The organism is Lentzea sp. NPDC054927 (assembly GCF_053610285.1).
Window position 1 is genome coordinate 1 of the sequence record NZ_JBSGXZ010000009.1, and the last position, 24,907, is coordinate 24,907.

At 68.0% G+C, this 24,907-nt stretch carries 24 protein-coding genes, 2 pseudogenes and 1 riboswitch; of the genes and pseudogenes, 12 read left to right on the forward strand and 14 right to left on the reverse strand.

Annotated features, from left to right (window positions below):
- The coding region (locus ACWGE0_RS16135; protein WP_452261673.1) for an RNA polymerase sigma factor at positions 1–250 on the reverse strand (250 nt) is incomplete at its 3' end.
- A gap of 98 nt (positions 251–348) precedes the next feature.
- Here ACWGE0_RS16135 and ACWGE0_RS16140 point away from each other — a divergent pair.
- From ACWGE0_RS16140 to ACWGE0_RS16150, 3 genes are all read left to right on the forward strand, one after another.
- The gene (locus ACWGE0_RS16140) at positions 349–834 is read left to right on the forward strand and encodes a GNAT family N-acetyltransferase (protein WP_452261674.1); all 486 of its coding nucleotides are present in this window, start codon (positions 349–351) and stop codon (positions 832–834) included.
- Positions 835–843: 9 nt separating this feature from the next.
- Positions 844–2,163, forward strand: coding sequence for a YVTN family beta-propeller repeat protein (locus ACWGE0_RS16145; protein ID WP_452261675.1), 1,320 nt, complete (start codon positions 844–846; stop codon positions 2,161–2,163).
- A gap of 123 nt (positions 2,164–2,286) precedes the next feature.
- Positions 2,287–4,824 carry a glycoside hydrolase family 97 catalytic domain-containing protein gene (locus ACWGE0_RS16150; protein ID WP_452261676.1) on the forward strand — a complete coding sequence of 846 codons (2,538 nt, stop codon included), beginning with the start codon at positions 2,287–2,289 and terminating at the stop codon, positions 4,822–4,824.
- Positions 4,825–4,983: 159 nt separating this feature from the next.
- Here the strand turns inward: ACWGE0_RS16150 and ACWGE0_RS16155 are convergent, their stop codons facing one another.
- On the reverse strand, positions 4,984–5,172 hold the full coding sequence (locus tag ACWGE0_RS16155) for an MbtH family protein (protein WP_319966692.1): 189 nt from the start codon (positions 5,170–5,172) through the stop codon (positions 4,984–4,986).
- 111 nt (positions 5,173–5,283) lie between these two features.
- Between ACWGE0_RS16155 and idi the strand changes: the two genes are divergently transcribed.
- A complete protein-coding gene (gene idi / locus ACWGE0_RS16160) occupies positions 5,284–5,859 on the forward strand; it encodes an isopentenyl-diphosphate Delta-isomerase (RefSeq protein ID WP_452261883.1) in 576 nt (191 codons plus the stop codon).
- A 13-nt stretch (positions 5,860–5,872) separates the two neighbouring features.
- On the opposite strand, the gene ACWGE0_RS16165 is transcribed toward idi, so the two are convergent.
- The 3 genes from ACWGE0_RS16165 to ACWGE0_RS16175 form a co-directional block, all read right to left on the reverse strand.
- Complete coding sequence (locus ACWGE0_RS16165; RefSeq protein WP_452261884.1) at positions 5,873–6,859, reverse strand: ribonucleotide-diphosphate reductase subunit beta; 987 nt, start codon at positions 6,857–6,859, stop codon at positions 5,873–5,875.
- Between the two features lie 53 nt (positions 6,860–6,912).
- Positions 6,913–9,288 (reverse strand): ribonucleoside-diphosphate reductase subunit alpha, encoded by a 2,376-nt coding sequence (locus ACWGE0_RS16170; RefSeq protein WP_452261677.1) that lies wholly within the window; start codon positions 9,286–9,288, stop codon positions 6,913–6,915.
- 108 nt (positions 9,289–9,396) lie between these two features.
- A riboswitch (cobalamin riboswitch) is annotated at positions 9,397–9,622 on the reverse strand.
- Between the two features lie 197 nt (positions 9,623–9,819).
- The gene (locus ACWGE0_RS16175) at positions 9,820–10,368 is read right to left on the reverse strand and encodes a LysE/ArgO family amino acid transporter (protein ID WP_452261885.1); all 549 of its coding nucleotides are present in this window, start codon (positions 10,366–10,368) and stop codon (positions 9,820–9,822) included.
- A 96-nt stretch (positions 10,369–10,464) separates the two neighbouring features.
- On the opposite strand from ACWGE0_RS16175, the gene ACWGE0_RS16180 reads away from it, so the two are divergent.
- From ACWGE0_RS16180 to ACWGE0_RS16205, 6 genes are all read left to right on the forward strand, one after another.
- Entirely contained in the window at positions 10,465–11,325 is an 861-nt protein-coding gene (locus tag ACWGE0_RS16180) for a LysR family transcriptional regulator ArgP (protein ID WP_452261678.1), read from the forward strand.
- A gap of 61 nt (positions 11,326–11,386) precedes the next feature.
- Positions 11,387–12,115, forward strand: coding sequence for an SDR family oxidoreductase (locus tag ACWGE0_RS16185; RefSeq protein WP_452261679.1), 729 nt, complete (start codon positions 11,387–11,389; stop codon positions 12,113–12,115).
- A gap of 96 nt (positions 12,116–12,211) precedes the next feature.
- Positions 12,212–12,919 carry a DUF998 domain-containing protein gene (locus tag ACWGE0_RS16190; protein WP_452261680.1) on the forward strand — a complete coding sequence of 236 codons (708 nt, stop codon included), beginning with the start codon at positions 12,212–12,214 and terminating at the stop codon, positions 12,917–12,919.
- A complete protein-coding gene (locus tag ACWGE0_RS16195) occupies positions 12,844–13,254 on the forward strand; it encodes a type III secretion system chaperone family protein (RefSeq protein ID WP_319966687.1) in 411 nt (136 codons plus the stop codon). Before ACWGE0_RS16190 ends, ACWGE0_RS16195 begins: the two co-directional genes overlap by 76 nt.
- Positions 13,254–13,820, forward strand: coding sequence for a TIGR03086 family metal-binding protein (locus ACWGE0_RS16200; protein ID WP_452261681.1), 567 nt, complete (start codon positions 13,254–13,256; stop codon positions 13,818–13,820). Before ACWGE0_RS16195 ends, ACWGE0_RS16200 begins: the two co-directional genes overlap by 1 nt.
- An 11-nt stretch (positions 13,821–13,831) precedes the next feature.
- On the forward strand, positions 13,832–14,170 hold the full coding sequence (locus ACWGE0_RS16205) for a hypothetical protein (RefSeq protein ID WP_452261682.1): 339 nt from the start codon (positions 13,832–13,834) through the stop codon (positions 14,168–14,170).
- Here the strand turns inward: ACWGE0_RS16205 and ACWGE0_RS16210 are convergent.
- The 5 genes and pseudogenes from ACWGE0_RS16210 to ACWGE0_RS16230 all read right to left on the reverse strand — a co-directional run.
- A pseudogene (locus ACWGE0_RS16210) lies at positions 14,163–14,330 on the reverse strand (putative quinol monooxygenase); the annotation flags it as partial. The gene ACWGE0_RS16205 and the pseudogene ACWGE0_RS16210 sit on opposite strands and share 8 nt — an antisense overlap.
- A 180-nt stretch (positions 14,331–14,510) precedes the next feature.
- A complete protein-coding gene (locus ACWGE0_RS16215; protein ID WP_452261683.1) occupies positions 14,511–15,203 on the reverse strand; it encodes a class I SAM-dependent methyltransferase in 693 nt (230 codons plus the stop codon).
- Positions 15,196–15,876 carry a DUF3800 domain-containing protein gene (locus ACWGE0_RS16220; protein ID WP_452261684.1) on the reverse strand — a complete coding sequence of 227 codons (681 nt, stop codon included), beginning with the start codon at positions 15,874–15,876 and terminating at the stop codon, positions 15,196–15,198. Before ACWGE0_RS16220 ends, ACWGE0_RS16215 begins: the two co-directional genes overlap by 8 nt.
- Entirely contained in the window at positions 15,876–17,489 is a 1,614-nt protein-coding gene (locus tag ACWGE0_RS16225) for a vWA domain-containing protein (protein WP_452261685.1), read from the reverse strand. The genes ACWGE0_RS16220 and ACWGE0_RS16225 overlap by 1 nt, the downstream gene beginning before the upstream one ends.
- A complete protein-coding gene (locus ACWGE0_RS16230; RefSeq protein WP_452261686.1) occupies positions 17,486–18,547 on the reverse strand; it encodes an ATP-binding protein in 1,062 nt (353 codons plus the stop codon). Before ACWGE0_RS16230 ends, ACWGE0_RS16225 begins: the two co-directional genes overlap by 4 nt.
- Before the next feature lie 211 nt (positions 18,548–18,758).
- Here ACWGE0_RS16230 and ACWGE0_RS16235 point away from each other — a divergent pair, with 211 nt between their 5' ends.
- A complete protein-coding gene (locus tag ACWGE0_RS16235; RefSeq protein ID WP_452261687.1) occupies positions 18,759–20,402 on the forward strand; it encodes a cellulase family glycosylhydrolase in 1,644 nt (547 codons plus the stop codon).
- Positions 20,403–20,445: 43 nt separating this feature from the next.
- On the opposite strand, the gene ACWGE0_RS16240 is transcribed toward ACWGE0_RS16235, so the two are convergent.
- The 4 genes from ACWGE0_RS16240 to ACWGE0_RS16255 form a co-directional block, all read right to left on the reverse strand.
- On the reverse strand, positions 20,446–21,927 hold the full coding sequence (locus tag ACWGE0_RS16240) for a glutamate--cysteine ligase (RefSeq protein ID WP_452261886.1): 1,482 nt from the start codon (positions 21,925–21,927) through the stop codon (positions 20,446–20,448).
- Positions 21,928–22,052: 125 nt separating this feature from the next.
- The gene (locus tag ACWGE0_RS16245) at positions 22,053–22,349 is read right to left on the reverse strand and encodes a hypothetical protein (protein WP_452261688.1); all 297 of its coding nucleotides are present in this window, start codon (positions 22,347–22,349) and stop codon (positions 22,053–22,055) included.
- A gap of 50 nt (positions 22,350–22,399) precedes the next feature.
- On the reverse strand, positions 22,400–23,044 hold the full coding sequence (locus ACWGE0_RS16250) for a 4'-phosphopantetheinyl transferase family protein (protein WP_452261689.1): 645 nt from the start codon (positions 23,042–23,044) through the stop codon (positions 22,400–22,402).
- A gap of 1 nt (position 23,045) precedes the next feature.
- Entirely contained in the window at positions 23,046–23,864 is an 819-nt protein-coding gene (locus ACWGE0_RS16255) for a metallophosphoesterase family protein (protein WP_452261690.1), read from the reverse strand.
- Between the two features lie 618 nt (positions 23,865–24,482).
- Between ACWGE0_RS16255 and ACWGE0_RS16260 the strand changes: the two are divergent.
- Positions 24,483–24,890 (forward strand): annotated as a pseudogene (locus ACWGE0_RS16260) (transposase); the annotation flags it as partial.
- Positions 24,891–24,907: the final 17 nt, after the last annotated feature.

Consider the following 24,907-nt stretch of genomic DNA (forward strand, 5'->3'; position numbering starts at 1 on the left):
GGTCGACGCCGTACCGTTCGGCGGTGCGCAACAGGCGGGTCTCGCGCTTGGCGTGGCCGCGCAACAGGTTCGTCGCGATGCCGTAGAGCCAGCCGACGACGCTGCCCTTCGCCGGGTCGTAGGTCTCCTTACCGCGCATGGCGGCCAGGAACGTCTCGCTGACGAGGTCGTCAGCCACGTCGACGCCCACCCGGCGCGCCAGATATCGGTGCAGCGGATGGGCGTGCTCGTCGAACAGCTCCGCGAACATCACGCCCCCAGTTGGCTTCTCGCGGCATCGGTGTTGCAGTGACCTGGATCACACTCGCGGTGTCGTATTGGAGTGGACGGCGTTCCGATGATGGTCGCATGACGAACTGGACCGTGACGGTCGCCGACGCCGCGCGTTCGCCGCTCAACCGCGAGTACAACGCCGAGATGATCAGCCGCTACTGGGGCCGGCCGGCCGACGACGCCGAAATCGACGCCTACGAACGCGACGAGCAGGACCACGACGTGCCGGTGTTCCTCGTGGTCTCGCGCGACGGCGAGGAAGCCGGATGTCTCGGCATGCGGTTCCTCGGCGACGGGGCCGGCGAGCTGACCCGGATGTTCGTGCGGGTGCCGTTCCGCAGCCAGGGCGCCGCCTCGGCGTTGCTCGCGGCGATGGAGACAGAGGCGCGCGAACGCGGCGTCGAGGTGCTCCGGCTCGACACGCGCAACGATCTCGTCGAGGCGCGAAGCCTGTACACAAAGCACGGTTTCGTGGAGATCGACCGCTACAACGACGCGAAGTACGCGGGGCACTGGTTCGAGAAACGGCTAACGTCCACTCGTCCGGTCGCGATGTCCTGAATGGTCGGGATGACTCGCGCCCTGGAGGCATTGAACATGCGGTTGCGTCCACTGGTGATGGCTGTCGCCGTCACCGCGGCACTGGTGGTGACCCCGGCCGAAGCAGCACCCCCCGGCCGGGTGCTCGGTTACGTCGCCAACAACGGCGGCGGGGTGTCGGTGATCGACACGGCCACGAACGCGGTGTCCCAGACGATCGTCGACAACGGCGGCAGCTCGCCGTACATGGCGGCGGTCGCCTTCGACGGAACTCGCGGCTACGTGACGAACTCCGTGCAGAACACGCTCACCGTCATCGACACGCCGACCAACACGGTCGACAAGTCCATTCCCGTCGGGATCCACCCGGCGGGCGTCGCGGTCGCCCCTGGTGGCGGCTTCGTCTACGTCACCAACTACGACGCCGGCACGGTGTCCGTGGTCGACACGGCCACGCTGACGGTCACCGCGACCGTCACCGTCGGCCAGAACCCGGACGGCGTGGTCGTCACGAAGGACGGCACGGCCGTCTACGTCACGCACGACGTCGTCGGCCCGAGCAAGGTCTCGGTCATCGACACCACGTCCAACACCGTCGTCAGCACGATCAACGTCGGCAGCACGCCGACCGCGGTCGCGGCCTCTGCCGACGGCACGCGGATCTACGTGGTGAACAAGGGTTCGGACGACATCTCCGCCATCGACGTGGCCACGCGCACTGTCGTCGGCACCGCTCGTGTCGGCTTCGTCCCGCACGGCATCGCGTTGTCGCCCAACGGAACCCGCGCGTACGTGACGAACAGCGAGTTCGACTCGGTGTCCGTCGTGGACCTCACGGCGATGGTGGAACTGCAGAAGATCGTCGTCGGCGACCGCCCGATCAGCGTGGCCCTCACGCCGGACGGTGCGTCCGCCTACGTCACGAACTTCAACAGCAACACGGTGTCGGTCATCGACACGGCGTCCAACACGGTCACCGGCTCCATCGCCGTCGGCCAGCGCCCGGTGGGCATCGCGATCAACTTCGTGCCGCCCGCCGCGTCGAAGCTCGTGGCCGGGTCCGCCCAGCTGCAACTCCGCCTGCTCGGCTTCACGGTCCGCTCGCTCGACGCGACGCTGACCGACAAGCACACCGGCGCGCCGATCGCCGGGGAGAAGGTCGTGTTCCGCACGGTCAAGGGCAACCCGCTGTGCACCGCCACGACCAACTCGGCGGGCAAGGCCACCTGTGACGCGAACGTGTCGCTGCTGGTCGGTCTGGCAACACTGCTGCAGGGCTTCACGGCCTCGTACGCAGGCAACAACGAGCACGGTGGCGCCGCTTCGCACGGCCACATCGCGCTGCTCTAGCGGTACTGGTCAATATCAGTCACGGTTGTTACATCCCTTGACTCGGACGAAATGCCCGGCATAGCGTCCGGGTCGAGGGATGTCCTCCGGTGACCGCCGCCCCGGATCACGAGGGGAGTGTCCGTGGCGGTCAGAACACTCGCTGTGGCCTTGCTGGCAGCGGGACTGGTCGTGGTGCCACCCGCGCAGGCCGGTTCGAAGGGCCCGCAGGCGGTCGTCAGCACGTCCGGTGGAGCGGTCACCCTGGCGGTGACGCACAACGGGAAGACGGTCGTGCAGCCGTCGCCGGTCGGGATCACGACCGAGCGCGCCGACCTGTCCCAAGGCCTCGAGCCCGCCGGGAAGTCGAAGCGGGCGATCTTCGAGCACTACCGCACGACGTCCGGCAAGAAGCGGGACCGGTACGTGCGGGCCACCGAGACGACCTACCGATTCACGTCCGGGGCGAACAGGCTCGACCTGGTGGTGCGCGAGTCCGCGGACGGCGTCGCCTACCGCTACGTGCTGCCGCAGGACACCGGTGCGGTCACCGGCGAGACCTCGGCGTTCACGCTTCCCCCAGACGCGACGGCGTGGCTGGCGAAGTTCCGGCGCGACTACGAGAACCCGTTCCTGCAGATGACGGCGGGGACCGCGGAGCAGGCCGAGTACATGCACCCGGCGCTGTTCGAGGCCGGCGGCACCTACGCGCTGATCACCGAGTCCGACGTGGACGGACGCTACTCCGGCGGCCACCTCGTGCACGCCGGTGGCGGCAGGTACCAGGTCAAGCTGTGGGACGAGAAGGTCGCGGTGTCCGGCGCCCTGAAGACGCCGTGGCGCACGATGATCGTCGGCTCGCTCGCCACCGTCACCGAGTCGACGCTGGTGGACGACCTCGCGCCGCCGTCCCGGTTGCGCGACACGTCGTGGATCAAGCCAGGCCCGGCGATCTGGACGTGGCTCGCCGGTGGCCGCGGGGTGCAACAGGACCTGGTCAGGCAGAAGGAGTTCGTCGACTACGCCGCCGCGCGCGCCTGGCCGTACGTCGTGGTCGACGCCGGGTGGTACGACGACCCGAACTGGCGGCAGACCAGCTTCATCCCCGAACTCGTCCAGTACGCGAAGGCGCGGGGTGTCGGCATCCACACGTGGGTGCGGTTCAGCAGCGTCGACACCCCGGAGAAACGCGCGAACTACCTGCCGTGGCTGCAGAAGTGGGGCGTGCGGGGCCTGAAGATCGACTTCATGGACTCCGACGGCCAGGAGCGGTACCGCTGGTACGACGACATCCTGCCCGAGACCGCCCGCATGCACTTCCTGATCAACTTCCACGGCGCCACGCTGCCGCACGGCCTGCACCGCACCTGGCCGCACGTCATGACGACCGAGGCCGTGCACGGCGCCGAGAAGTCCAGCGGCCTCACCACCGGCCACATCACCGCGCTGCCGTTCACCCGCAACGTGGTGGGAGGCATGGACTACACGCCGGGCGGCTTCCACCGCACCCGCGCCAACACCGACGCCGGCGAGCTCGCGCTGTCCGTGCTGTACGAGTCGGGCGTGCAGAACCTCGCCGGGCGCCCGGACTCCTACGACGCCCGCCCGCTCGTGCGCTGGTACCTGGAGCAGACGCCGACCGCGTGGGACGAGACACGCCTGTTGTCCGGCCGTCCCACCGAAAGCGCCGTGATGGCGCGGCGCAGCGACGACCGCTGGTTCGTCGGCGGCGCGATCGCGGGGGAAGCCCGCACGCTGGACCTGCCCGCGCTGGGCAAGGGCCGTTGGCTGGTCGAGGTCGTGCGCGACGGTACTGCCGGCCTGGTGAAGGAAACCCATGTCACCGACCAGAAGCTGACCATCCCGGTCGCGAAGGACGGCGGATTCGTCGCCCTGGTCTGCCGTCCGGATCGCGACACCTGTGCGCGACCGACGTACGGCATCCCGTCGACGACGGTGGTGACCACGCCGGAACTCGTGTCCGTGCAGCCGGGTCAGACGTTCGAGATGAGCAGCACCTTCACCAACACGTCGAAATTCTCGCTGTACGACGTGACTTTCGCGCCGCGCGTGCCGTCCGGCTGGAGCGCTTCCGGTGCTGTGCGGGCGTTCCGGGTCGCGCCGGGGGAGTCGTTGAGTGGCAGGTGGACCGTGAAGGTCGGCGCGAATCCCGTGGTGGGACTGACGGACGTGCCCGCGGTGGCGCAGTTCAAGCCCTACCACCGGTTCGGCTCCACCGTCGCGGCGGAGAAGGCGACCCGCACGCACGTGTGGAAGCCGTTGCCCGCCGGGCAGTCCTACGTCGCGGGCAACGACCGTTCCGTCGAGGGCAGGACCCTGACGACCGGCGGGGTCCGGTTCGGCAAGGGCATCGGCACGACCCCCGCGGACAGGAACTTCGAGCTCGGGACGTGCACGAGGTTCGACGCGACCGTGGGCGTCGACGACGAGGTCGACGGACGGGTGGACCGCGCGGCGGGTGCCGGCGGCTCGGTGGTGTTCGCCGTCGTCGGTGACGGCCGAGTGCTCTACGAGAGCGCGCTGCGCAGGTCCGTCGACCCGGCGCTGCCGGTCAGCGTCGACGTCAGCGGGGTGAAGTCGTTGACGTTGCGGGTGACCGACGGCGGTGACGGCACCAGCCTCGACAACGCGGTGTGGGGTGACGCTCGGATTACCTGCTAGTGGCGCGACTCAGCACGTTGGCGAGGTAATCCACGCTCAGCAGGGCACCTCGCGGCACCGCCCCCACGCCCCCATACATCCAGTATGAGGACGTGGGGGCGGCACCACGATGCGCCCGTCTGACCGCGAATTCCCCCGGCAACGTGCTGAGCCCCACCACTAGGCGGCCAACGGCAGGTCGGCGCGGGCGACGTGCACGTAGTCCAGGCAGGACTGCCGGGACGCGACGCCGTGGACGACCTGCCAGCCGGCGGGCACCTGCAGCACCGCGGGCCAGATCGAGTACTGGCCCGTCGGGCTGACCAGCACCAGGAACATGGTGTGAGCCTGAGCGAACGGGGAAGTCATGACCTCAGGGTGACGTGGGACACCTAGGGCGCGGCTATCTCTACGCTCAAGCTCACTCGGACGCGTGGTTCCCGATCTTGGCCCGCGTGTGATTACGTGGTGCCCGTGACTGTGGAACAGGTGGTCCTCCTGGCCGAGGACGGTTCGGCCATCGGCGTCGAGGACAAGGCAGTGGTGCACCACGCGGACACCCCGCTGCACCTGGCGTTCTCCAGCTACGTCTTCGACTCGGCCGGCCGCACCGTGCTCACCCGCCGGGCGTTGCACAAGAGGACCTTCCCCGGTCTGTGGACGAACACCTGCTGTGGCCACCCGCTTCCTGGCGAGGACATGGCACAGGCCGTGCTGCGTCGTCTGCAGGACGAGCTCGGCATGAAGTGCTCCGAACCCGAGCTCCTGCTGCCTGGTTTCCGCTACCGCGCCGTGATGGACGGTGTCGTCGAGAACGAGATGTGCCCGGTGTTCCGGGTGCTGTCCGACGACGAGCCCGATCTGAACCCGGACGAGGTCGATTCGACCGAACGGGTGGCGTGGACGGAGTTCGCCGCCAGCGTTCTGGACGGCACGCGCGAGATCTCGCCGTGGTCGAAGCTGCAGGTCGCCGAACTGGTGAAGCTGGGGCCCGATCCGCTGGCATGGCCGGTCGCGGACCGGGCCGGGCTCCCTCAGGCCGTGCAGCTCGCTTGACGAACGGCCGGGCTCACCACTCCAGTGAGCCGCCGTTCTGGTACTCGATCACGCGGGTCTCGAAGAAGTTCTTCTCCTTCTTGAGGTCCATCATCTCCGACATCCACGGGAACGGGTTCTCCGTCTGCTCCCACACCGGCTCCAGGCCGAGCTGCGCGCACCGGCGGTTCGTGATGAACCGCATGTACTGCTCGCACGACTCGGAGTTGAGGCCCAGGATCCCGCTCGGCATGGTGTCGCGGCCGTACGCGATCTCCAGCTCGCACCCCTCCGCGAGCATCGTCCGCACCTCCTTCTGGAACACATCGGTCCACAGGTGCGGGTTCTCGATCTTGATCTGGTTGATCGCGTCGATGCCGAAGTTCAGGTGGATCGACTCGTCGCGCAGGATGTACTGGTACTGCTCGGCGACGCCGACCATCTTGTTGCGCCGGCCCAGCGACAGGATCTGCGCGAACCCGGTGTAGAACCACATGCCCTCGAAGACCACGTAGAACGCGACCAGGTCCTTGAGGAACGCCTGGTCCGTCTCCGGCGTGCCGGTCCTGAACTCCGGGTCCTCCAGGTGCTGGGTGAACTGCAGCGCCCACGCGGCCTTGTCCGTGATGGACGGGATCTCCCGGTACATGTTGAACAGCTCGCCGTCGTCCAGGCCGAGCGACTCGCAGATGTACTGGAACGTGTGGGTGTGGACGGCCTCCTCGAAGGCCTGGCGCAGCAGGTACTGGCGGCACTCGGGGTTGGTCAGGTGCCGGTACACCGCGAGCACGATGTTGTTGGCCACCAACGACTCGCTCGTGGCGAAGAAGCCGAGGTTCCGCTTGATCATGCGGCGTTCCTCGTCGGTCAATCCGTTCTTGGACTTCCACAGGGAGATGTCGGCCTGCATGGACACCTCGGTCGGCATCCAATGGTTGTTGCAGCCGGCCAGGTACTTGTCCCACGCCCAGTGGTACTTGAGCGGCAGCAGCTGGTTGACGTCGGCACGACAGTTGATCATCGCCTTGTCGTCGACGCTGACCCGTGCCGCGCCGGCTTCGATGATGTTCTCGGTCACTGGCAGGCCTCGCACTCGGGATCGGTGATGGAGCAGTTCGGGTCGGTGACGGCGACGGGCGAAACGGCGTTGAGCTTGCCGTCGGTGCCCTGCAACGTGGACTTCTCCACGTGCGTCGCGCTCTGGGTGCGCAGGTAGTACGTGGTCTTCAGGCCGCGCACCCACGCCAGCTGGTACATCTCGTCGAGCTTGCGGCCGCTCGGCGCGGCCAGGTACAGGTTCAGCGACTGCGCCTGGTCGATCCACTTCTGCCTGCGCGAGCCCGCCTCGATCAACCAGGAGCTGTCGATCTCGAACGCCGTGGCGTACAACGCCTTCAGGTACGGCGGCACCCGGTCGATCGCGCCGAGGCTGCCGTCGTGCAGCTTCAGGTCCGAGATCATCCGCTCGTCCCACAGCTTGCGCTGCTTGAGCGCCCGCACCAGGTCCGGGTTGATCACGGTGAAGTCGCCGGACATGTTCGACTTCACGTACAGGTTGCGGTACAGCGGCTCGATCGACTGGTTCACACCGGTGATGTTCGCGATGGTCGCGGTCGGCGCGATCGCCATGACGTTCGAGTTCCGCATGCCGCGCTCGACCTTCTCGCGGACCTTGCCCCAGTCCAGAGTGGTCTCGCGGTTCTGCTCCAGCTCACCCTCACCGCGGGTCCGGGCCAGGATCTCCACCGAGTCGATCGGCAGGATCCCTCGTGACCACAGGGATCCCTCGAACGACTGGTAGGCACCGCGTTCCTGCGCGAGGTCAGCGGACGCCTCGATGGCGTAGTAGCTGATCTCCTCCATGCTGCGGTCCGCGAACTCGACGGCTTCGTTGCTGGCCATCGGCATGCCGAGGGTGAACAGCGCGTCCTGGAAGCCCATCAGCCCCATGCCGACCGGCCGGTGCTTGAGGTTGGAGTTCCGCGCCTCGGGGATCGTGTAGTAGTTCACGTCGATCACGTTGTCGAGCATCCGCACGGCCGTGCGCACGGTCTTCTCGAGCCGCGCGTGGTCGATGCCGTTCTCGTCGACGTGCTGCGCGAGGTTGACGGAGCCCAGGTTGCAGACCGCGACCTCGTCGACCGTGGTGTTCAGCGTGATCTCGGTGCACAGGTTCGACGAGTGCACGACACCGCTGTGCTGCTGCGGCGACCGCAGGTTGCACGGGTCCTTGAACGTGATCCACGGATGCCCGGTCTCGAACAGCATGGTCAGCATCCGCCGCCACAGGTCCACAGCAGGCAACCGGCGGAAGACCTTGATCTCGCCGTTGTCCGCCTTCTCCTCGTACGCGCGGTACTTCCGCGCGAACTCGTCCCCGAACGCGTCGTGCAGGTCCTGCACCTCGTCCGGCGAGAACAACGTCCACTGGCCGTTCGCGCGGACCCGGCGCAGGAACTCGTCCGGCACCCAGTTCGCGGTGTTCATGTCGTGCGTGCGGCGGCGCTCGTCACCGGTGTTCTTGCGCAGGTCGAGGAACTCCTCGACGTCGATGTGCCACGTCTCCAAGTACGCACACACCGCACCCTTGCGACGCCCGCCCTGGTTGACGGCCACTGCGGTGTCGTTGGCAACCTTGAGGAACGGCACGACGCCCTGCGACTTGCCGTTGGTGCCCTTGATGTGCGCACCGATGCCGCGCACGGGGGTCCAGTCGTTGCCCAGACCGCCGGCGAACTTGCTGAGCAGCGCGTTGTTGCTGATGCCGTGGAAGATGCCGGCGAGGTCGTCGTCCACGGTGGTCAGGAAGCACGACGACAGCTGCGGGCGCGTGGTGCCCGAGTTGAACAGGGTGGGTGTCGAGCACATGAAGTCGAACGACGAGAGCAGCTCGTAGAACTCGATCGCGCGGGCGTCGCGGTCGTCCTCTTCGAGGGCGAGGCCCATGGCGACGCGCATGAAGAACGCCTGCGGCAGCTCGTAGCGGCGGTCGTCGTGGTGCAGGAAGTAGCGGTCGTACAGCGTCTGCATGCCCAGGAACTGGAAGTTCAGGTCGCGCGAGGCGTCGAGCGCGGCGCCGAGCCGGGCCAGGTCGTAGTCGGCGAGACGGGGGTCGAGCTGGCCGAACTCGATGCCGTAGCGGACGAACTCGGCGAAGTAGGACGGGTAGCGCTCGGTCATCTCGGCGTGGGACAGCGGGATGCCGCAGGCCTCGGCGCGCAGCTTGTCCAGCAGCAGCCGGGCGCTGACGTAGGAGTAGTCCGGGTCGTGTTCGACCATCGTGCGGGCGGCCATGATCGGCGCCAGCGCCAGTTCGGCGTCGGTGATGCCGTGGTAGAGATTCCGCTTGGTCTCGGCCAGAACCGCCTCGGCGGATGCGTTGGGCAGGTCGGCACACGCTTCGTTGACGACCCCAGATAGCCGATCCAATGACGTTTGGCGGTCGGGCACGTTCTCTCCTCGCGAGATCAGCCACGAGGAAGCGCATGCGCACGCCAGTGAAGACACCACTGGTGCACACAGCCGCCCTCCCTCGGGGCACCGTGTCGTGCGCGCAGGCTTGCGCGCACACCAATGGCAGGTCTTCGGACTCGTGGGCGCCGTGCTCGAACCTTCGGGCTCGCGCCTACCGGCCGTCGCTTCCCAGGTCCGGGGACCCAGTGCTTGGTTGACGGCTTTCGTTCCCACTCACCGCTGCGGGGCAGTCCTGGATTCGCACCAGGTTCCCTGTTGCCTCACCGACCCCGTTGCGCCAAGTCGGTGAACCACCAGCGCGGCAGATACTACATGTAGGGGTGGGGCCTTGATCGCCACCCAACATGCGCGTGTCGTGGGTTATGGTCATCGGCGTGGGTGATCTTCGGCCTCGGGTCGTCTTCGGTGCTCTGGTCAGTGCGGGGCTCGCTTCGACGTCCCTTTTCGTCGGGGCCGCGGCGCCCGTGGCGAGCGGTGTCCTGGCCGTGTCGGCGGTGCTGGTGATGATCACCACCCGGAGATCAGGGCGACCCCGAGACTGATCATCACGGCGGCGATCAGGCCGTCCAGGACCCGCCACGCGCGGGGCTTCGCGAACAGCGGGCTGAGCAGCCGGGCGCCGAACCCGAGCGCGACGAACCAGGTGATGCTCGCGGTGACCGCGCCGACTCCGAAGAGCCACCGGCCGGCCGCGATGGAGCCGAGCAGCAGCAGCGTGTCCAGGTAGACGTGCGGGTTGAGCCACGTCAGCGCGAGCGCGGTGAGCACTGGGCGGCTCGAAGCGCTGTCGGCAACGCTCATGGAGCCCGGTTTGAACGCCCGGCGCGCCGCCAGAAACCCGTACCCCAGCAGGAAGAGCCCGCCGACGATCGCGGCGATGGTGATCGCCTGCGGCCACTTGCGGACGATCGCGCCGAACCCCGCCACGCCCACCGCCACCAGTATCGCGTCCGAGATGGCGCACACCGCGACGACCTTGGCCACGGCTTGACGTCGAAGTCCTTGGCGCAGCACGAAAGCGTTCTGCGCGCCGATCGCGACGATCAGGGTCATCATGGTGCCGAAGCCGAGCAGCAGGTCAGTCACACCTTCGACGGTATTGACGCAGCATTGATGAGACCAGCTAAAGATTCTTACGTAGCATTAGCAGCCATGATGGACCTGGACCTGGTGCGCACCCTGCTCGCGGTGGTGGACGCGGGCACGTTCGACGCTGCTGCACGTACGCTGCACGTCACGCAATCTGCCGTCTCCCAACGGATCAAAGCGCTGGAGCAGCGGACGGGCCGGGTGCTGCTGGTGCGGGCCCGGCCGGTGCGGCTGACGCTGTCGGGGGAGGTGCTGGTCCGCTACGGTCGGCAACTGCTCGCGCTGGATCAGGACCTGGAGGCGGCGCTGGGGGAGGACGCCGTCGTCCGGGTGCCGATCGCGGTGAACGCCGACTCGCTGGCCACGTGGTTCCTGCCTGCCCTGCAGCGGGTCTCGCCGTCGTTGAAGATCTCGTTCGACCTCCACCGCGAGGACCAGGACCACACGACGGCGTTGCTGCGGCAAGGTCTGGTGATGGCCGCGGTCACGTCGTCACGCGAGCCGGTCGCGGGGTGCTCGGTGCGCAGGCTCGGCGACATCCGTTACGCCGCAATGGCGTCGCGGTCCTTTGTGGATCGGCACCAGGACGGTCCGCTCAAGTCGTGGTTGCCGGACGCGCCGGTGGTGGTGTTCGACCGCAACGACGACTTGCAGGACCGGTTCGTGCGCACGCTGACCCGCGGCCGCGGTGCCTCGGACCACCGTCATTACGTGCCGTCGTCCGAGGTGTACGTGCGGACGATCGTGGCCGGGCTCGGCTGGGGAATGGTGCCACCGCAGCAGGTCCAGGACGGTCTGGTCGATCTCGCGCCCGGCCGCACCGTCTCCGTGCCGCTGTACTGGCAGCAGTGGAAGCTCGACTCGCCTGCCCTCACGGCGGTCGCCGACGCGGTCGAAGCGGAAGCCGGTGTGGCGCTGGAGTAGGAGTTACCCTCGGTGACATGACCGGACGAGAGCTCGAGTTCGAGTGGTTCAGGGCGTTCCGATGAATCTCAGCGGGAAGGTCGCCGTCATCTACGGCGGCGCGGGCAGCATCGGCGGCGCGATCGCGGAAGCGTTCGCCGAGGCGGGTGCCGAGGTGCATCTCGCGGGCCGGACCGAAGCGACGCTCAAGGCGAAGGCCGAACAGCTGGGCGCCAAGTACGCGGTGGTCGACGCGACGGACGAACGGGCCGTCGACCAGCACGCGGCCACTTTCGAGCGTCTCGACATCTCGGTCAACGCCATCACCGACAACGACGTCCAAGGCACGCCGATGGTCGAGATGAGCGTCGAGGACTACCTCAGCCCGGTCGTCACGAGCGTGCGCGCGCGGTTCCTCACGTCGCGTGCGGCCGCACGGCACATGATCAGGCAGAAGAGCGGCGTCATTCTGTTCTTCGGCGGCACCGGTGAGGCGTCCGCGCACCGCCGGTGGCAGCTCGGAGGCCTGCTCGTCGCGTTCGACGCGGTGGAGTCCATGCGCCGTCAGCTCGCCGCCGAACTCGGGCCGCACGGCATCCGGGTGGTGACGCTGCAGACCGGCGGGATCCCCGAGTCCGTGCCCGCCGAGCACCGCGAACCGATCGAGACCGACATCGTCGGTGAGACCCTGCTCGGCCGCGCCGCGACGTTGCAGGACGTGGGCCGAACAGCGACGTTCGTGGCCTCGGACTGGGGCCGCACGATCACGGGATCGCAGGTCAACATCACCTGCGGGAGCGTTTTGGACTGAACCTCGCCAGAAATGAACCTGTCAGGAACCTGGGGGGTTCCTGTCGGCTTCCTGAACTCAGGAACCGCTCGGGTTCACGACCTCGTTGGGCGGTATGTGCTGATTCCTCGACTTGCCGCCACCGGCGGTTCACTCGCCGTCGTCGCGACGGTGGCCATGGTGGGTCTGCTCGACCTGACCGTCGGCCCGCTGCGCCGCACCATCAGCGAGTACGCGCTGGGCGACTACCGCCCGGTCTTCGACTCCGCCGTCCTGCTGCTGGCCCTCGGCTCGCTGGCGATCCTGGCCGCGCTGGTCCACAAAGGACTGACGCGGTGGCGGTCCGCGGGCTCGATCGCGCTCACCCTGTGGTCGGCGGGCCTGCTGCTGGTGGTGGCGTTCCCGAAGACGAACTGGGCGATGGGCACCAACGAGCTCAGCGGCAGCATCCACCGGTTCGGCAGCATGATCGCGTTCGTCAGCCTGCCGATCGCGGTGATCCTGCTGGCCCGGCCGTGGCTGAAGGACCACGTGTGGGGCAAGCACGCGAAGTTCACGATGGCGTCCGGTCTGTTGAGCGTTGTCGCATTCATGCCGCTCCTCTACGCCATTGCGATGGGTGTGGTCTCCGACGTTCGGTGGTGGCGGGTGTTCCCGTTGGGCTACATCGAGAGGATCTTGCTCGCCGCCGAGGTCGTCGCCGTGCTGGTCGTAGGGCTGTGGGCCATCGCGGCAAGTAGGGTTGCGCCATGGCGAGTTGGGGAGACCTCGCGGATTACGTCCGCGCCGAGTACGACGTCATCCACGACGAGGACGAGGAGCTGAGGATCCTCTTCACCTTCGGGGACGAGGACGAGGACGACGATGAGCGCACGCAGGTCGTGATCATCGTCCGGGAAGTGCTCGACAAGATGCACGAGTGGGTGCAGATCGCCTCCCCGTGCGGGTTGGCGAAGGACGTGAACCTCCGCGAAGTGCTGGAGGAGGTCGGCAAGTCCACCGTGGCGTGCGGTCTCGCGATCATGGGCGAGCACGTGGTGGTGCGGCACTCGCTGCCGCTGTCGCACCTCGACATCCACGAGTTCACCGACCCGCTGCAGCTGCTCGCCGGCACCGCGGACACGCTCGAGGAACAGTTCTGGGGAGGCGACGGCTACTGATGTTCGACTTGACACCCGCAGCGGACCAGCTCGCAGTGCTGGTGCGCAACGTGTCGGACGGCGATCTCAAGGCGCCGACTCCGTGCCCCGAGTACACGGTCGGTGACCTGCTGGACCACGTGAACGGCCTGTCGGTCGCGTTCACGATGGCGGCGCTGAAGACCCCGTTGGAAGGCGCCGCTGCCGGCGACGCGGCCCGGCTGCCGCTGGACTTCCGCGAGTCGATCCCGGCGCGGCTGAGCGAGCTGGCCGCGGCGTGGCGCTCGCCGTCGTCCTGGGAGGGCATGACCGCGGCCGGCGGCGTCGACCTGCCCGGCGAGGTGGCGGGTGCCGTGGCACTCGACGAGATCGTGCTGCACGGCTGGGACCTCGCCCGCGCGACGGGCCAGGACTTCTCGGTCGAACCGCAGCTGCTCGAGGTCGTGCACGGCTTCGTGTCGTCCATCGGCCCGGACGACCGCGACGGCTCGCTTTTCGGAGCCGCGGTGGAGGTCGACTCGAACGCGCCACTGCTCGACCGTGTCCTGGGACTCAGTGGGCGCAATCCGGAGTGGCACCTAGGTTAGGCTCTCCTAACGTGAGAGCGATTACGGTGCAGGTTCGGGCCGGCCTGGGCGTGGGACGCCTGGCCGCAGCCGTGGATTCCCTGGTGGAACTGCACCCCGAACTGTGTCGCAGCGGCTTCGCGCACCACGAGGTCACGGACCCCGCCGCCGCCACGGACGCCGCACTGGCGGACGCGGAGGCGGCGCTCGACCTGCAGGCCGGCATCCTGATGCAGGCCGTGTGGCTGGACGCGGGCCCGGATCGTTCCGGCCGGATGGTGCTGGTGCTGCACGACATCGTGGCCGACCGGATGCCGCGCATCCTGCCGTGGCTGGTGAAGGCCTGGATGCAACCCGCCCTGGTCAGCTGACGCCCAGGCCGCCGACGATCTCCACCTGCTGACCGGTGAACTCACCGGTCAGCATCGGCATGGCCTCGGCGATCGCGGCCTTGGTCTCCGGCAGCTGCAACGACCCGGCGTGGTGCTCCGCGGACTCCCAGACCTCGCTGATCCAGATCTTGTCCTCGTCCTCGGGGTCGAGCCCGACGGCTTAGACCTGGCAACCGGCGGCCTCGAGACCGTCCTGGCTGATGGCGTCTGCAAGTACCGCCAACTCAACATCAACAGGCACTTTCCTACTACCAACTGCGTCGGGGTGGTACTTGCAGACGCCTGGGACGCAACGCGGAGGCGAGAGCCTGACCTGCTGCTATTTCCGGGCCACGAACACGTACTCGAATCCCTCCCGGTCCGGCGCGTCGCGCACGTCCACGACCTCGAACCCACACGCGGTCAGGCTTTCCTCGACCTCCTCGCGCGACCGGAACCGCAACGTCGAGTCCGAGGCGATCTCCGTGCCGTCCGGGAAGCGGTAGGTGTGGCGGAACGACACGAACGGCAGGTCCACGCCGAGTAGTTCGCGCCGCTCGGTCACGCCGTCGCGCGTCCGCTGGGTGGTCACCCGCCAGCCGTCCCACGCCCGCTTTTCCGGCCGCCGCGTCTCGAACACCAGGTGGCCGCCGGGCCGCAGCGCCGCGTGGATGCCGCGCAACGTCAGGTCCCAGTCCTCGCCGAGAAACACCTGGGCCACGTTCGCCGTCATGGTCGCGAGGTCCACCTGGAGTTCGGGCAGGCCCGTCGCGTCACCGTGGATCCAGGTGACCCTGGAATCCTTGGCCCGCGCGATTTCCAGCGACGCCAATGCCGGATCCACCCCGACGACGGTTCGCCCGGAGTCGGCCAGCAACCTCGCGAAACTTCCGGTGCCGCACCCGACGTCGAGCACCGAGGACGCCCCGAGCTCGTCGGCGATCTCCAGGTAGAGCGTCAGATCGTCGCGAACCCCGTCGAACAGGTCGTAGATCCCCGCCAACCGCGGGTCGGCGAACAACGCGTCAGGCATGCCACATCCTCGGTCCGACGACAAAAGGTCTCAACAGCCCGATCACCTCGAAATCGGGCCGTCCGTTCAGCTCTTCCTCCGCGACCCGCCGCGCGATCCCGGCCAGGAAGTCGGCAACCTGCACGCGCGCGTCGTGGCGCGAGTCGGTCAAGGTGAGACTCTCCAGCCGTGGCGCCATCTTCTTGAGCTGACGTATCCGCCCGTCGGTCAGCGACAGCTGTTGGTCGTGCACGATCGACACCGGTCCGTCGCCGGGAATCTCCCACTGCGCCACGGCCCGCAGGATCGCCGGGAACAAGGGGTCGAGCGTGCCGCGTGGCCCGCGGGCACGCAGCAGGTCGTTGTAGAGCTCGAGTGGTCCGGTGACGCGGCCGAACTCCTCGCGCACTCGCGAGGCCAGGTACCGCCGTTTGTCGACGAGCTGCACGCGGGCGCGGCCCACCAGTGGTCCGGACGGGCCGAGGAACCACAGCAGCACCCACCGGTTCTTCTGCCGCAGCAGGTGGTTCGCCTTGTACTCCAGCGCCGGCGACTTGATCATCGAGCGCAGCGAGTCGACGCAGCCCAGCGCTTCCTCGTGGGAGAGCCGCACACCGGCGTGCGCGAAGACCGAGGTGACCCCGCCGACGAGCTTCTCGCCCTCGGAACCCGACTCGTCGCAGGCGATCTCCATCAGGACATCCGGAACACGGGTCCACGGGCGCGGAACGGCAGATGCGCGCCCGCCGGGATCAGGAACGCGTGCTCGCGGCGGATCCGCACCACGTCGCAGCCGCCGTCGGTGATGACCAGGATCGGGCCGGCGGCGGGGAAGTCGTCGGCGCGGTCGAGCAGGTCGATGCCGGGCTGCAGCACCGTGCCGCCGCGCCCGCGGACCGTCACCCGGCCCGCGATGTCCTCGACGGGTACGTACCCAGCGTCATATGCCATCGCGTCACAGAAAACCACGCGCGCGGCCGGCACGTCACGCGCCGCGGCGTAAGAGGCGATCGCGCCGAGAGCCTTTCCCAGCAACCGGACGTCCATCGAGCCGGACGTGTCGAGCACGACCCCGAACGTCGGCCGCGCCTCCAGCGATTCCGGCCGCACCCAGCCGGGCCGCGGAATGTCCGGAGTGGACGCTTGCCGTCGCGACGCACGCGCGTAGGTGCGCCGCTTCTCCACGGACGGAACGAACTCCTCGAACCAGCGCGCCAGCTGGGCGTCCCACGACAGCGGCGGGTGCTCCAGCGCGCGGATCTCCTCGACCAGTCCGGCAGGCAACAGTCCACGCGCAGATGTGTGATAGCTCAAGCCGGTCAGCAACGCCCGCCGGTAGAACTCGTCGAGATCAGCCAAGTCGGCGGGGCCGCGCAACGGTTCGCCGAGCAGATCACCCTTGTGGTGGCCCCGCAACGTCAGGAGCTTCCGGTACCGCCGCAGATCAGCCGTGATCCGGTCGTACACGGACTCCGCGGACAACCCGCGCAACGACGGATCATGCAGCACGCCCTCGGGAGCCTCGCCCACGCCCATCTCGACGAGCCAGCCGTTGACCACGAAGTCCGCGGCGATGTTCCACAGGTACGCGTCCCGTCCGCCGACCCGGTCGCAGTGGCGCAACGCGGCGTGCAACATCTCGTGCGCGAGCACGAACCGCCACTCCTGCCGGGAAAGCCCGGCCAGCGGGTTCACGTAGATCTCCGCCGACGCCGTGGACACCGCCGCGATCGAGATGTCCCAGCCCCGCGCCAGTTCCGCGTCCGCCACCACCTTCATCGTCGACGCCAAAGCGCCCAGCAGCGGATAGTTCGACACGAACCAACCCAGCGCGAGATCCCACTCCGTCTTCAACGGCCGTGCGTCGGACAACGACGACCGCGCGCCGCCCGCCACGTCGATCGCGGCCACGGCGGCGTTGGAGAGCCCGGCGGCGAACCGATCGGCCCAGCGCTTCGGGTCCTTGGCCGGTCCGCCGCGCACACACCGGCCCGGTTCCCAGGACGGCGGGCGGGAACCGAGCCGGATCGCGGGCTGGAAGTCGAGCACGTCGTCGCAGGACGCCGTGCCGAAACCCAGGTGCAGCAAGCAATGCGCGAACACCCACACCCACTCGGCCTCGCTCGCCTTCCGCGTCGGATGGGCGAGCATCGACCCGTCCAGCGAAATGTCCGCCCACGGGTGCTGGGAGTTCCTGCTCCCGTAGCTGCTGAGTGGAGCGAACAGCGGGTGCAGGCGGATCTGCGCGCGTGCTGCCTCGAACGCCAGCGCGGCGGGATCCACCCGTGCTTTGGGACGCCGCGTCATGCGCGTGCGGCCACCAGCCGCGGCAGGTCGCGGGTGACCTCGACGAGGAACCACGCGGGCAGCACAGGATTGCCGTCGTCGTCGGCCGCGATCACCATCTGCGCGATCTCCAGCGACAGCTCGGCGAGTTCCAGCAGCAGCGCCTTGCCGCGGTGCGCGAGCTGCTTGCCCGCCGCCGGCGCGTGCGCCTTGTCGTGCGGCAGTTCCTTCACCAACCGGGCGCGGAACGCCTCGGCCAGGAAGTACAGCAGGTCGCGGTCGGCCGGCGCGGAAGGCCAACGGGCGTCACCGCGCAGCACTGCCTCCAGCCCGTACGCGTGCCGGACGGTCTTCACGTACGCACGGAACATCGAGGCGTGGTTCGCGGTGACCGTGCCGAACGCCAGCACACCGAGCAGGTCGTCGGAGATGTCCTCGCCGAACGAGTGCAACGCGTCGGACAGCATGTGCCAGCCACGCGGCGTGGAGAACGACTCCTCGACCTTCGGTGCCGCGCTCCACAGGTGGTCCGGGCGCTGCGTCAGGTACTCCAGCACCCACGGGTGGATGTTGCTCTCGCGCGCCCACGTCAGCCAGTCGCGGGCGGACGCCGTGAGGTGGACGTGGATCATGCGGTTCACGAGTGCGGACGCCATGGGGCGCGCCAGGGCGTTGTCGACGGCCCGGTTGCCGGCGCCGATCACGATCGAGCCCTTCGGCAGCTCGTAGGAGCCGATGCGGCGGTCGAGGATCAGCGAGTAGAACGCCTTCTGCACCTCGGGACTGCTGGCGTTGAGCTCGTCGAGGAACAGGCAGTACGGGTCGTGGCGGGCGATGGACTCGGGCGGGGCGAACCGGGATCGGCCACCGACCAGTTCCGGAACTCCGATCAGGTCCTCCGGGGCGAGCTGCGTGCCCAGCAGCGTCACGCACTCCAGGCCCAGCTCGGCGGCGAACTTGCGGACGAGTGAGGACTTGCCGATACCCGGTGCTCCCCAGAGGAAGACCGGTCGGACGACGGCGACGTGCAGCAGCACCTCCGGGAGCTGTGCTGGTGTCACGGTGACTGTGGATCGCATCAGGAGACGAGGATGCCCCACCCGACTTGTTCCGGTCGCCCGAATTTGTTGACAGGAGCAGTGGTCTAGTGCTGTGATTCAGACCACCACTGATAGGAAACCTTCTTAACTAAATCGCCGCCGCACCCTGCTGTCCCCCTTACACAGGAGGCACCCTGTGGCCAGATCCTTGCTTTTTGCCAGATCAGCGATTCTCGTACCAGCAGCGTTGGTGCTCGCTGTTCCGGCCGTCGCGGTCGCCGCCCCGGTCCAGTACCAGGCGGAGAGCGCGACCATCTCGAACGGCCTCGTCGAGTCGAACCACGCCGGCTTCACCGGCAGTGGCTTCGTCAACTACGACAACGAGGTCGGCAGCTCCGTCGAGTTCACCGTGACCGCGGCCAGCGCGGGCCCGGCGACGCTCACCTTCAGGTTCGCCAACGGCACCACGTCCAACCGTCCGATGGACATCTCGGTGAACGGCTCGCTGGCGGCGGACGAGCTCTCGTTCCCGAGCACGGGCGTGTGGACGACGTGGACCACCAAGTCCACCACGGTCACCCTGAACGCGGGCACCAACAAGATCAAGACGGTCGCGACGACGGCCAACGGCGGACCGAACCTGGACCGCGTCGACGTCGACGCCCAGTCGGGCACGCCGGACACCGAGGCTCCCTCGGTGCCGGGCAACCTGCGCTCGACGGGCACCACGGCGTCGTCGGTGTCGCTGGCCTGGGACGCGTCGACGGACAACGTGGGCGTGAGCGGGTACGTGCTGTCCAACGGGCAGACGGCGGCCGGCACCACGCACACCGTGAGCGGCCTGACGCCGGACACCTCGTACACCTTCACCGTGAAGGCGCGTGACGCGGCGGGCAACGAGTCCGGCGCCTCGAACTCCATCACGGTGCGCACCCAGCCGGGCACGCCCGGCGGCACCAGGCCGCACGACATCAACGGCCTGCTGCGCGTGTGTGGTGTGCAGCTGTGCAACCAGTACGGCAACCCGATCCAGTTGCGCGGCATGAGCACGCACGGCATCCAGTGGTACCACCAGTGCGCCAAGTCCCAGTGGTGGGACGCGCTGGTGAACGACTGGAACGCGGACTTCATCCGCGTCGCCATGTACATCCAGGAAGACGGCTACGAGACCAACCCGCGCAAGTTCACCGACATGATGCACGGTTACATCGAGGAAGCCACGCGTCGCGGCATCTACGTCCTCGTGGACTGGCACCAGCTCTCGCCAGGTGACCCGAACTACAACCTGTCCCGCGCCAAGACGTTCTTCACGGAGATCGCCCAGCGGCACAAGGACAAGACCAACATCATCTACGACATCGCGAACGAGCCGAACGGCACGTCGTGGGCGAAGGTGAAGTCCTACGCCGAGCAGATGATCCCGGTCATCCGCAACATCGACCCGGACAGCCTCATCGTCTCGGGCACGAACGGCTGGTCGACGTTCGGCCACTCCGACGGCGAGGACCCGTCGGTGGTGCTGAACAACAAGGTCAACGCGACCAACTTCATGTACTCGTTCCACTTCTACGCCAACTCGCACAAGCAGGCGTACATCGACGTCCTGAACCGCGTCTCCAGCGCTGTTCCGGTGTTCGTGACCGAGTTCGGCACGCAGACCGCGTCCGGTGGCGGTTCGAACGACTTCACGACGTCGCAGAAGTACATCGACCTGATGGCCCAGAAGAAGATCTCGTGGGCCAACTGGAACTACTCCGACGACGGTCTGTCGGGGGCGGTGTTCAAGACGGGTACGTGTTCCGGCACGAACTTCTCCGGAACCGGTGTCCTCAAGGAAGCGGGTGTCTGGGTGCGCGAGCGCGTCCGCACGCCCGATAACTTCCCGACTGATTGATAGCTGGTGAAGGGGTGTGACCGCACAATGCGGTCACACCCCTTCACGGCGTCACAGGCCAGGTGTGCACGGGTTCGTTGGCGTGCATGAGGTCCACATAGGACCGAAGCATGGTGCGCAGCGCATCGGCCCGGTCCATGTGCGTGTGGTCGTAGTGGCGGTGGAATTCGCGTGCCTGCCACGTCGCCCCGTTGACCCCGGCCAGGCAGCGCTGCTCGATCACGCCCAGCAGCCGGTCGCGTTCCGAAGACTCGACACCCCAGCGAATCAGCCCCTCGTGCGCGAGCGGCAACAGCCGGCGCAGCACCAGTTCGACGACGGGCACGGTGCCGACGCCCGGCCAGTACATCTGCGCGTCCATGCCGTTGCGCGAGGCGGCGTTGAAGTTCTCCTCCGCCGCCTGGAAGCTCATCTGCGACCACAGTGGACGTTCGTCCTCTGCCATCGCCCGCACCAGACCGAAGTACAGCGCCGCGTTGGCCAAGGTGTCGACGATCGTGGGCCCGGCCGGCAGCACGCGGTTCTCGACGCGCAGGTGCGGGCGATCGCGCACCACGTCGTACACCGGGCGGTTCCAGCGGTAGATGGTGCCGTTGTGCAGCTTCAGTTCGCTGAGCGTCGGCGTGTCGCCGTGGTCGAGCACGGCGAGCGGGTCCTCGTCGTCGCAGATGGGCAGCAACGCGGGGAAGTAGCGGACGTTCTCCTCGAACAGGTCGAAGATCGAGTTGATCCACCGCTCGCCGAACCACACCCGCGGGCGCACGCCCTGGGCCTTGAGCTCGTCGCCGCGGGTGTCGGTGGCCTGCTGGAACAGCGCGATGCGGGTCTCGCGCCACAGCTCCTTGCCCAGGAAGAAGGGGGAGTTGGCGCCCACCGCCACCTGCACGCCCGCGATGGCCTGGGCGGCGTTCCAGTAGGCCGGGAACTGCTCTGGGCTGACCTGCAGGTGCAGCTGCGTGCTCGTGCAGGCCGCCTCGGGGACGATCGAGCTGGCCGTGAGGTGCAGGCGCTCGACGCCGTCGATGGCGATCTGCAGGTCCTCGCCCCGCGCGGCCAGCACCTGCTCGTTGAGCAGGGCGTAGCGCGGATTGCTGGACAGCTGGTCCGGCGTCACGTGCTTGGTGCGCAGCGTGGGCAGGATGCCGTTGATGACCATGTGCGCGCCGACCTCGCGCGCCTTCTCCTCGGCCTTGTTCAGGCTGCGGCGGACGGTCTCCTCGAACGACGTGATGCCGCCGCCCGCGAGCCGGCGCGGGGCCACGTTGATCTCGATGTTCCACTGACCGAGCTCGGTCACGAAGTCCGGGTCGTCGATGACCTCGAGCGCCTCGTGGTTCTTCATCGCCGGATCGGCGTTCTCGTCGATGAGGTTGATCTCGATCTCCAGGCCGGTCATCGGCCTCTCGAAGTCGAACCTCGCCTCACGCAGCATCCTCGCGAACACGTCGAGGCAACGCCGCACTTTGGTGCGGTACAGCGTGCGGTCCTCGCGTGTGAACTCGTGCTTCGCGACGTCCTCGCCCATGGTGGCCTCCCGACGGTCGAGGGCTAACCCCACCACTGTGCACCATGGTTGATCAATCCGACACCCGTGTGTCCTTGTTCCGGGTCGGCGGGCCGCCTGGGGGACGACCCGCCACGCCCACGTGATCAGGTGTTCACGACGAGCCAGCGCGAGGTCCCCGTCCTGCCGTCGCGCAAGCCGGCGGCTTCGCCGTGGCGGCCCCCGTTGTTGAGGAACTTGCCGTTCCTGTCGTCGTTGCCCGAGCAGACGTCGAACAACGCGCCGCGCAGCGAGCACATCAGGCCGCGGCGGATCCCGTGGCTCTCCTGCTGCCGCGCCACGGCCTCCAGCGAGGCGTCCAGCTGCCGGTTCGGCACCGCGCCGAACAGCACGTCGATGCCGATCTCGTGCCGCTCGACGGGCACTCGGGGGAGGGTCACCATGCTCGAGAGTCTGGTGATCCGCTCTACACGTCTCCTGCACAGCCGAATTTCTACTGGGCAGCGGGGACGGCGATGGCGGTCACGAGGATGTCGCCCTGCACCAGCCAGCGGCCGTGGAATCCGGCGATCGGGGTGTCCGGCAGCAGGATGCGCGAGTGGAACGTCCCGTCGGCGTTGAGCGTGATGTCGGCGTCCTCGAAGCCCAGCCACCGCTGGGTGATCGGGTACCAGGCCTTGTAGGTCGACTCCTTGGCGCTGAACAGCAGCCGGTCCCAGCAGATCTTCGGGTCGTCGACCTTCAGGCCTGGCATCCTGCGCAGCTCCGCCGGGATCGCGATGGCCTCCAGCACGCCCTTCGGTGCGGCGGCGTGTGGTTCGGCGTCGATGCCGATGGTCTGGAAGTCGGACGTGCGGGCGAGTGCCGCCGCCCGGTAGCCAGAGCAGTGCGTGAGGCTGCCGACGATGTTCTCCGGCCACAGCGGCTCGCGCTTGGGACCCGGCAGGATCGCGACAGGTTCGGCGCCGAGGCTCCGCATGGCCTCGCGGGCGCACGCCCGGACGGTGCCGAACTCGAACCGGCGCTTGGGCACGGCGTTGCCCAGCAGCGCCTCCTCCTCGGGGAAGAGGTCGGCGGGCTGTTCGTCGTCGTACCGCTCCACCGCCGCGATGGGCGGGGGAAGAAGCTGCTCCAGCACGTTATGACTCCCGCAGCACGTCGTGCAGCTTCACCTGGGTGGTGCCGCGTGGCTTCCACTCGCGCGGGTAGCCGAGCGAGACCTCGTCGAAGCGCACGCCGTCGTAGTGCGTCGTGCGAGGGATGTGCAGGTGGCCGTAGACCATCTCGACGGCGTTGAACCTCTTGTGCCAGTCGGCGGTCAGCGTCGTGCCGCACCAGAGCGCGAACTCCGGGTAGCGCAGCACGAACGTGGGGTCGCGGACGAGCGGGTAGTGGTTGATCAGCACCGTCGGGCCGTCGACGGCTTTGAGGCGCTCTTCGGTCTCCCGTACCCGTGCCTGGCACCAGGCCTCGCGGGACGGGTACGGGTCGGGGTGCAGGAAGTACTCGTCCGTGCACACCACGCCCGCCTCGTGCGCGATGGCGAGCGCCGACTTCACGTCCGTGGCACCGTGCGGCCGAAAGGAGTAGTCGTATCCGAGGAACAGTGGACAGACGGTGACCGGTCCGGTTTTGCCGGGGAACGTGACGTACGGGTCCTCCGGCGTGATCACGTCGAGGCTGCGGCAGAGCTCCACGAGCTGCTTGTAGCGCACCTCGCCACGGGCCTGGTTGTCGTCGTCCTTGGTGGTCCAGAGCTCGTGGTTGCCCGGTGACCAGATGAGCTTGCCGAACTTGGGCCGCAGCGTCTCGAGGGTCCACTCGATGGCGGCGAACTTCTCGCCGATGTCCCCGGCGATGATCAGCCAGTCGCTCGGGTCCGGTGACGCGATCGCCTCCACAACCTCACGGTTGTCCTGGTAGGAGACGTGCAGATCGCTGGTGGCCAAAAGCTTCACAGTTCGAACGGTACTTAAGGCGTCAACGACCGGATCATTACCGTCCGATGGGTGCGCACCGTGAGCGGTCAGCCCCACCCGGTAGTGGGACAAGTGCCACGACCGGTTATCCGTTCGTCGCAGACAGTGCGCCACTCGTCTCAACAGGGCAAGCCGTGCATCGCCGTCGCACGCCCGCTCGTCGCCTTTTATGGCCTACCTACTTACCTGTTTTCTGGCCTCCTTCTTACTGTGAGCGCTGTCACCTGACGGAAAAGTCCTGGCGGAGGACCACCAATGACCGACTCACAGTTCGCTCGAACCCCGGACCCGCGACTCGCGAGGCAGGTCCCGCCCCGTCAAGTGCCGCAACGGCCCGTTCCCCCACGTCAGGGCCAGGTCCCGGTGCGCTACGGCCAGCCGGTGGACCCACGCCTGGCAGCCAACCCCTCGTTCCGCCGCACCGTGGGCGCCGAGATCGCCCGGCACGCCCAGCAGCACCAGGCCTACGCCGTCCCCCAGCGCCGCACCACGGCCGAGGACACCGCCCTGGCCACCCTGCTCCGCTCCCGCCAGCGCGCCGAGTCCGCCCGCCAGGACACCCGGCCCGCCGACACCGCGCCACGCCAGGACTCCTGGATGCGCACGGCCGCCTGGCCCGAGCACAGCTGCGAGACCGGCCGCGGTGACGTCATCGAGCAACTCTCGTCGCGCCTCGTGTCCGCGAACCTGTGGGCCGTCGTCGAGCCGATCATCCCGCCGGCCAAGGTCCGCCGCCAGGGTGGTGGCCGCGGCCGCGTCTGCAACCGCGCCGTGTTCACGGCCATCGTGTTCGTGCTGTCGTCGGGGTGCGCCTGGCGGCATCTGCCGGCTTCGTTCGGCGTGACTGTTCCTACCGTGCACCGGCGGTTCCAGGAGTGGACCGACCTGGGGCTTTGGGTTCGCCTTCGCCGGGCTGCGGCCGAGGGTGCCTGTGGGACCGACGAGATCGACTGGATCCGCGCGGTGCTGGACGCGGCGGACCGGCGGGCGGCGAAGGCCGCCAGCTGATCAGTTCTGGGACT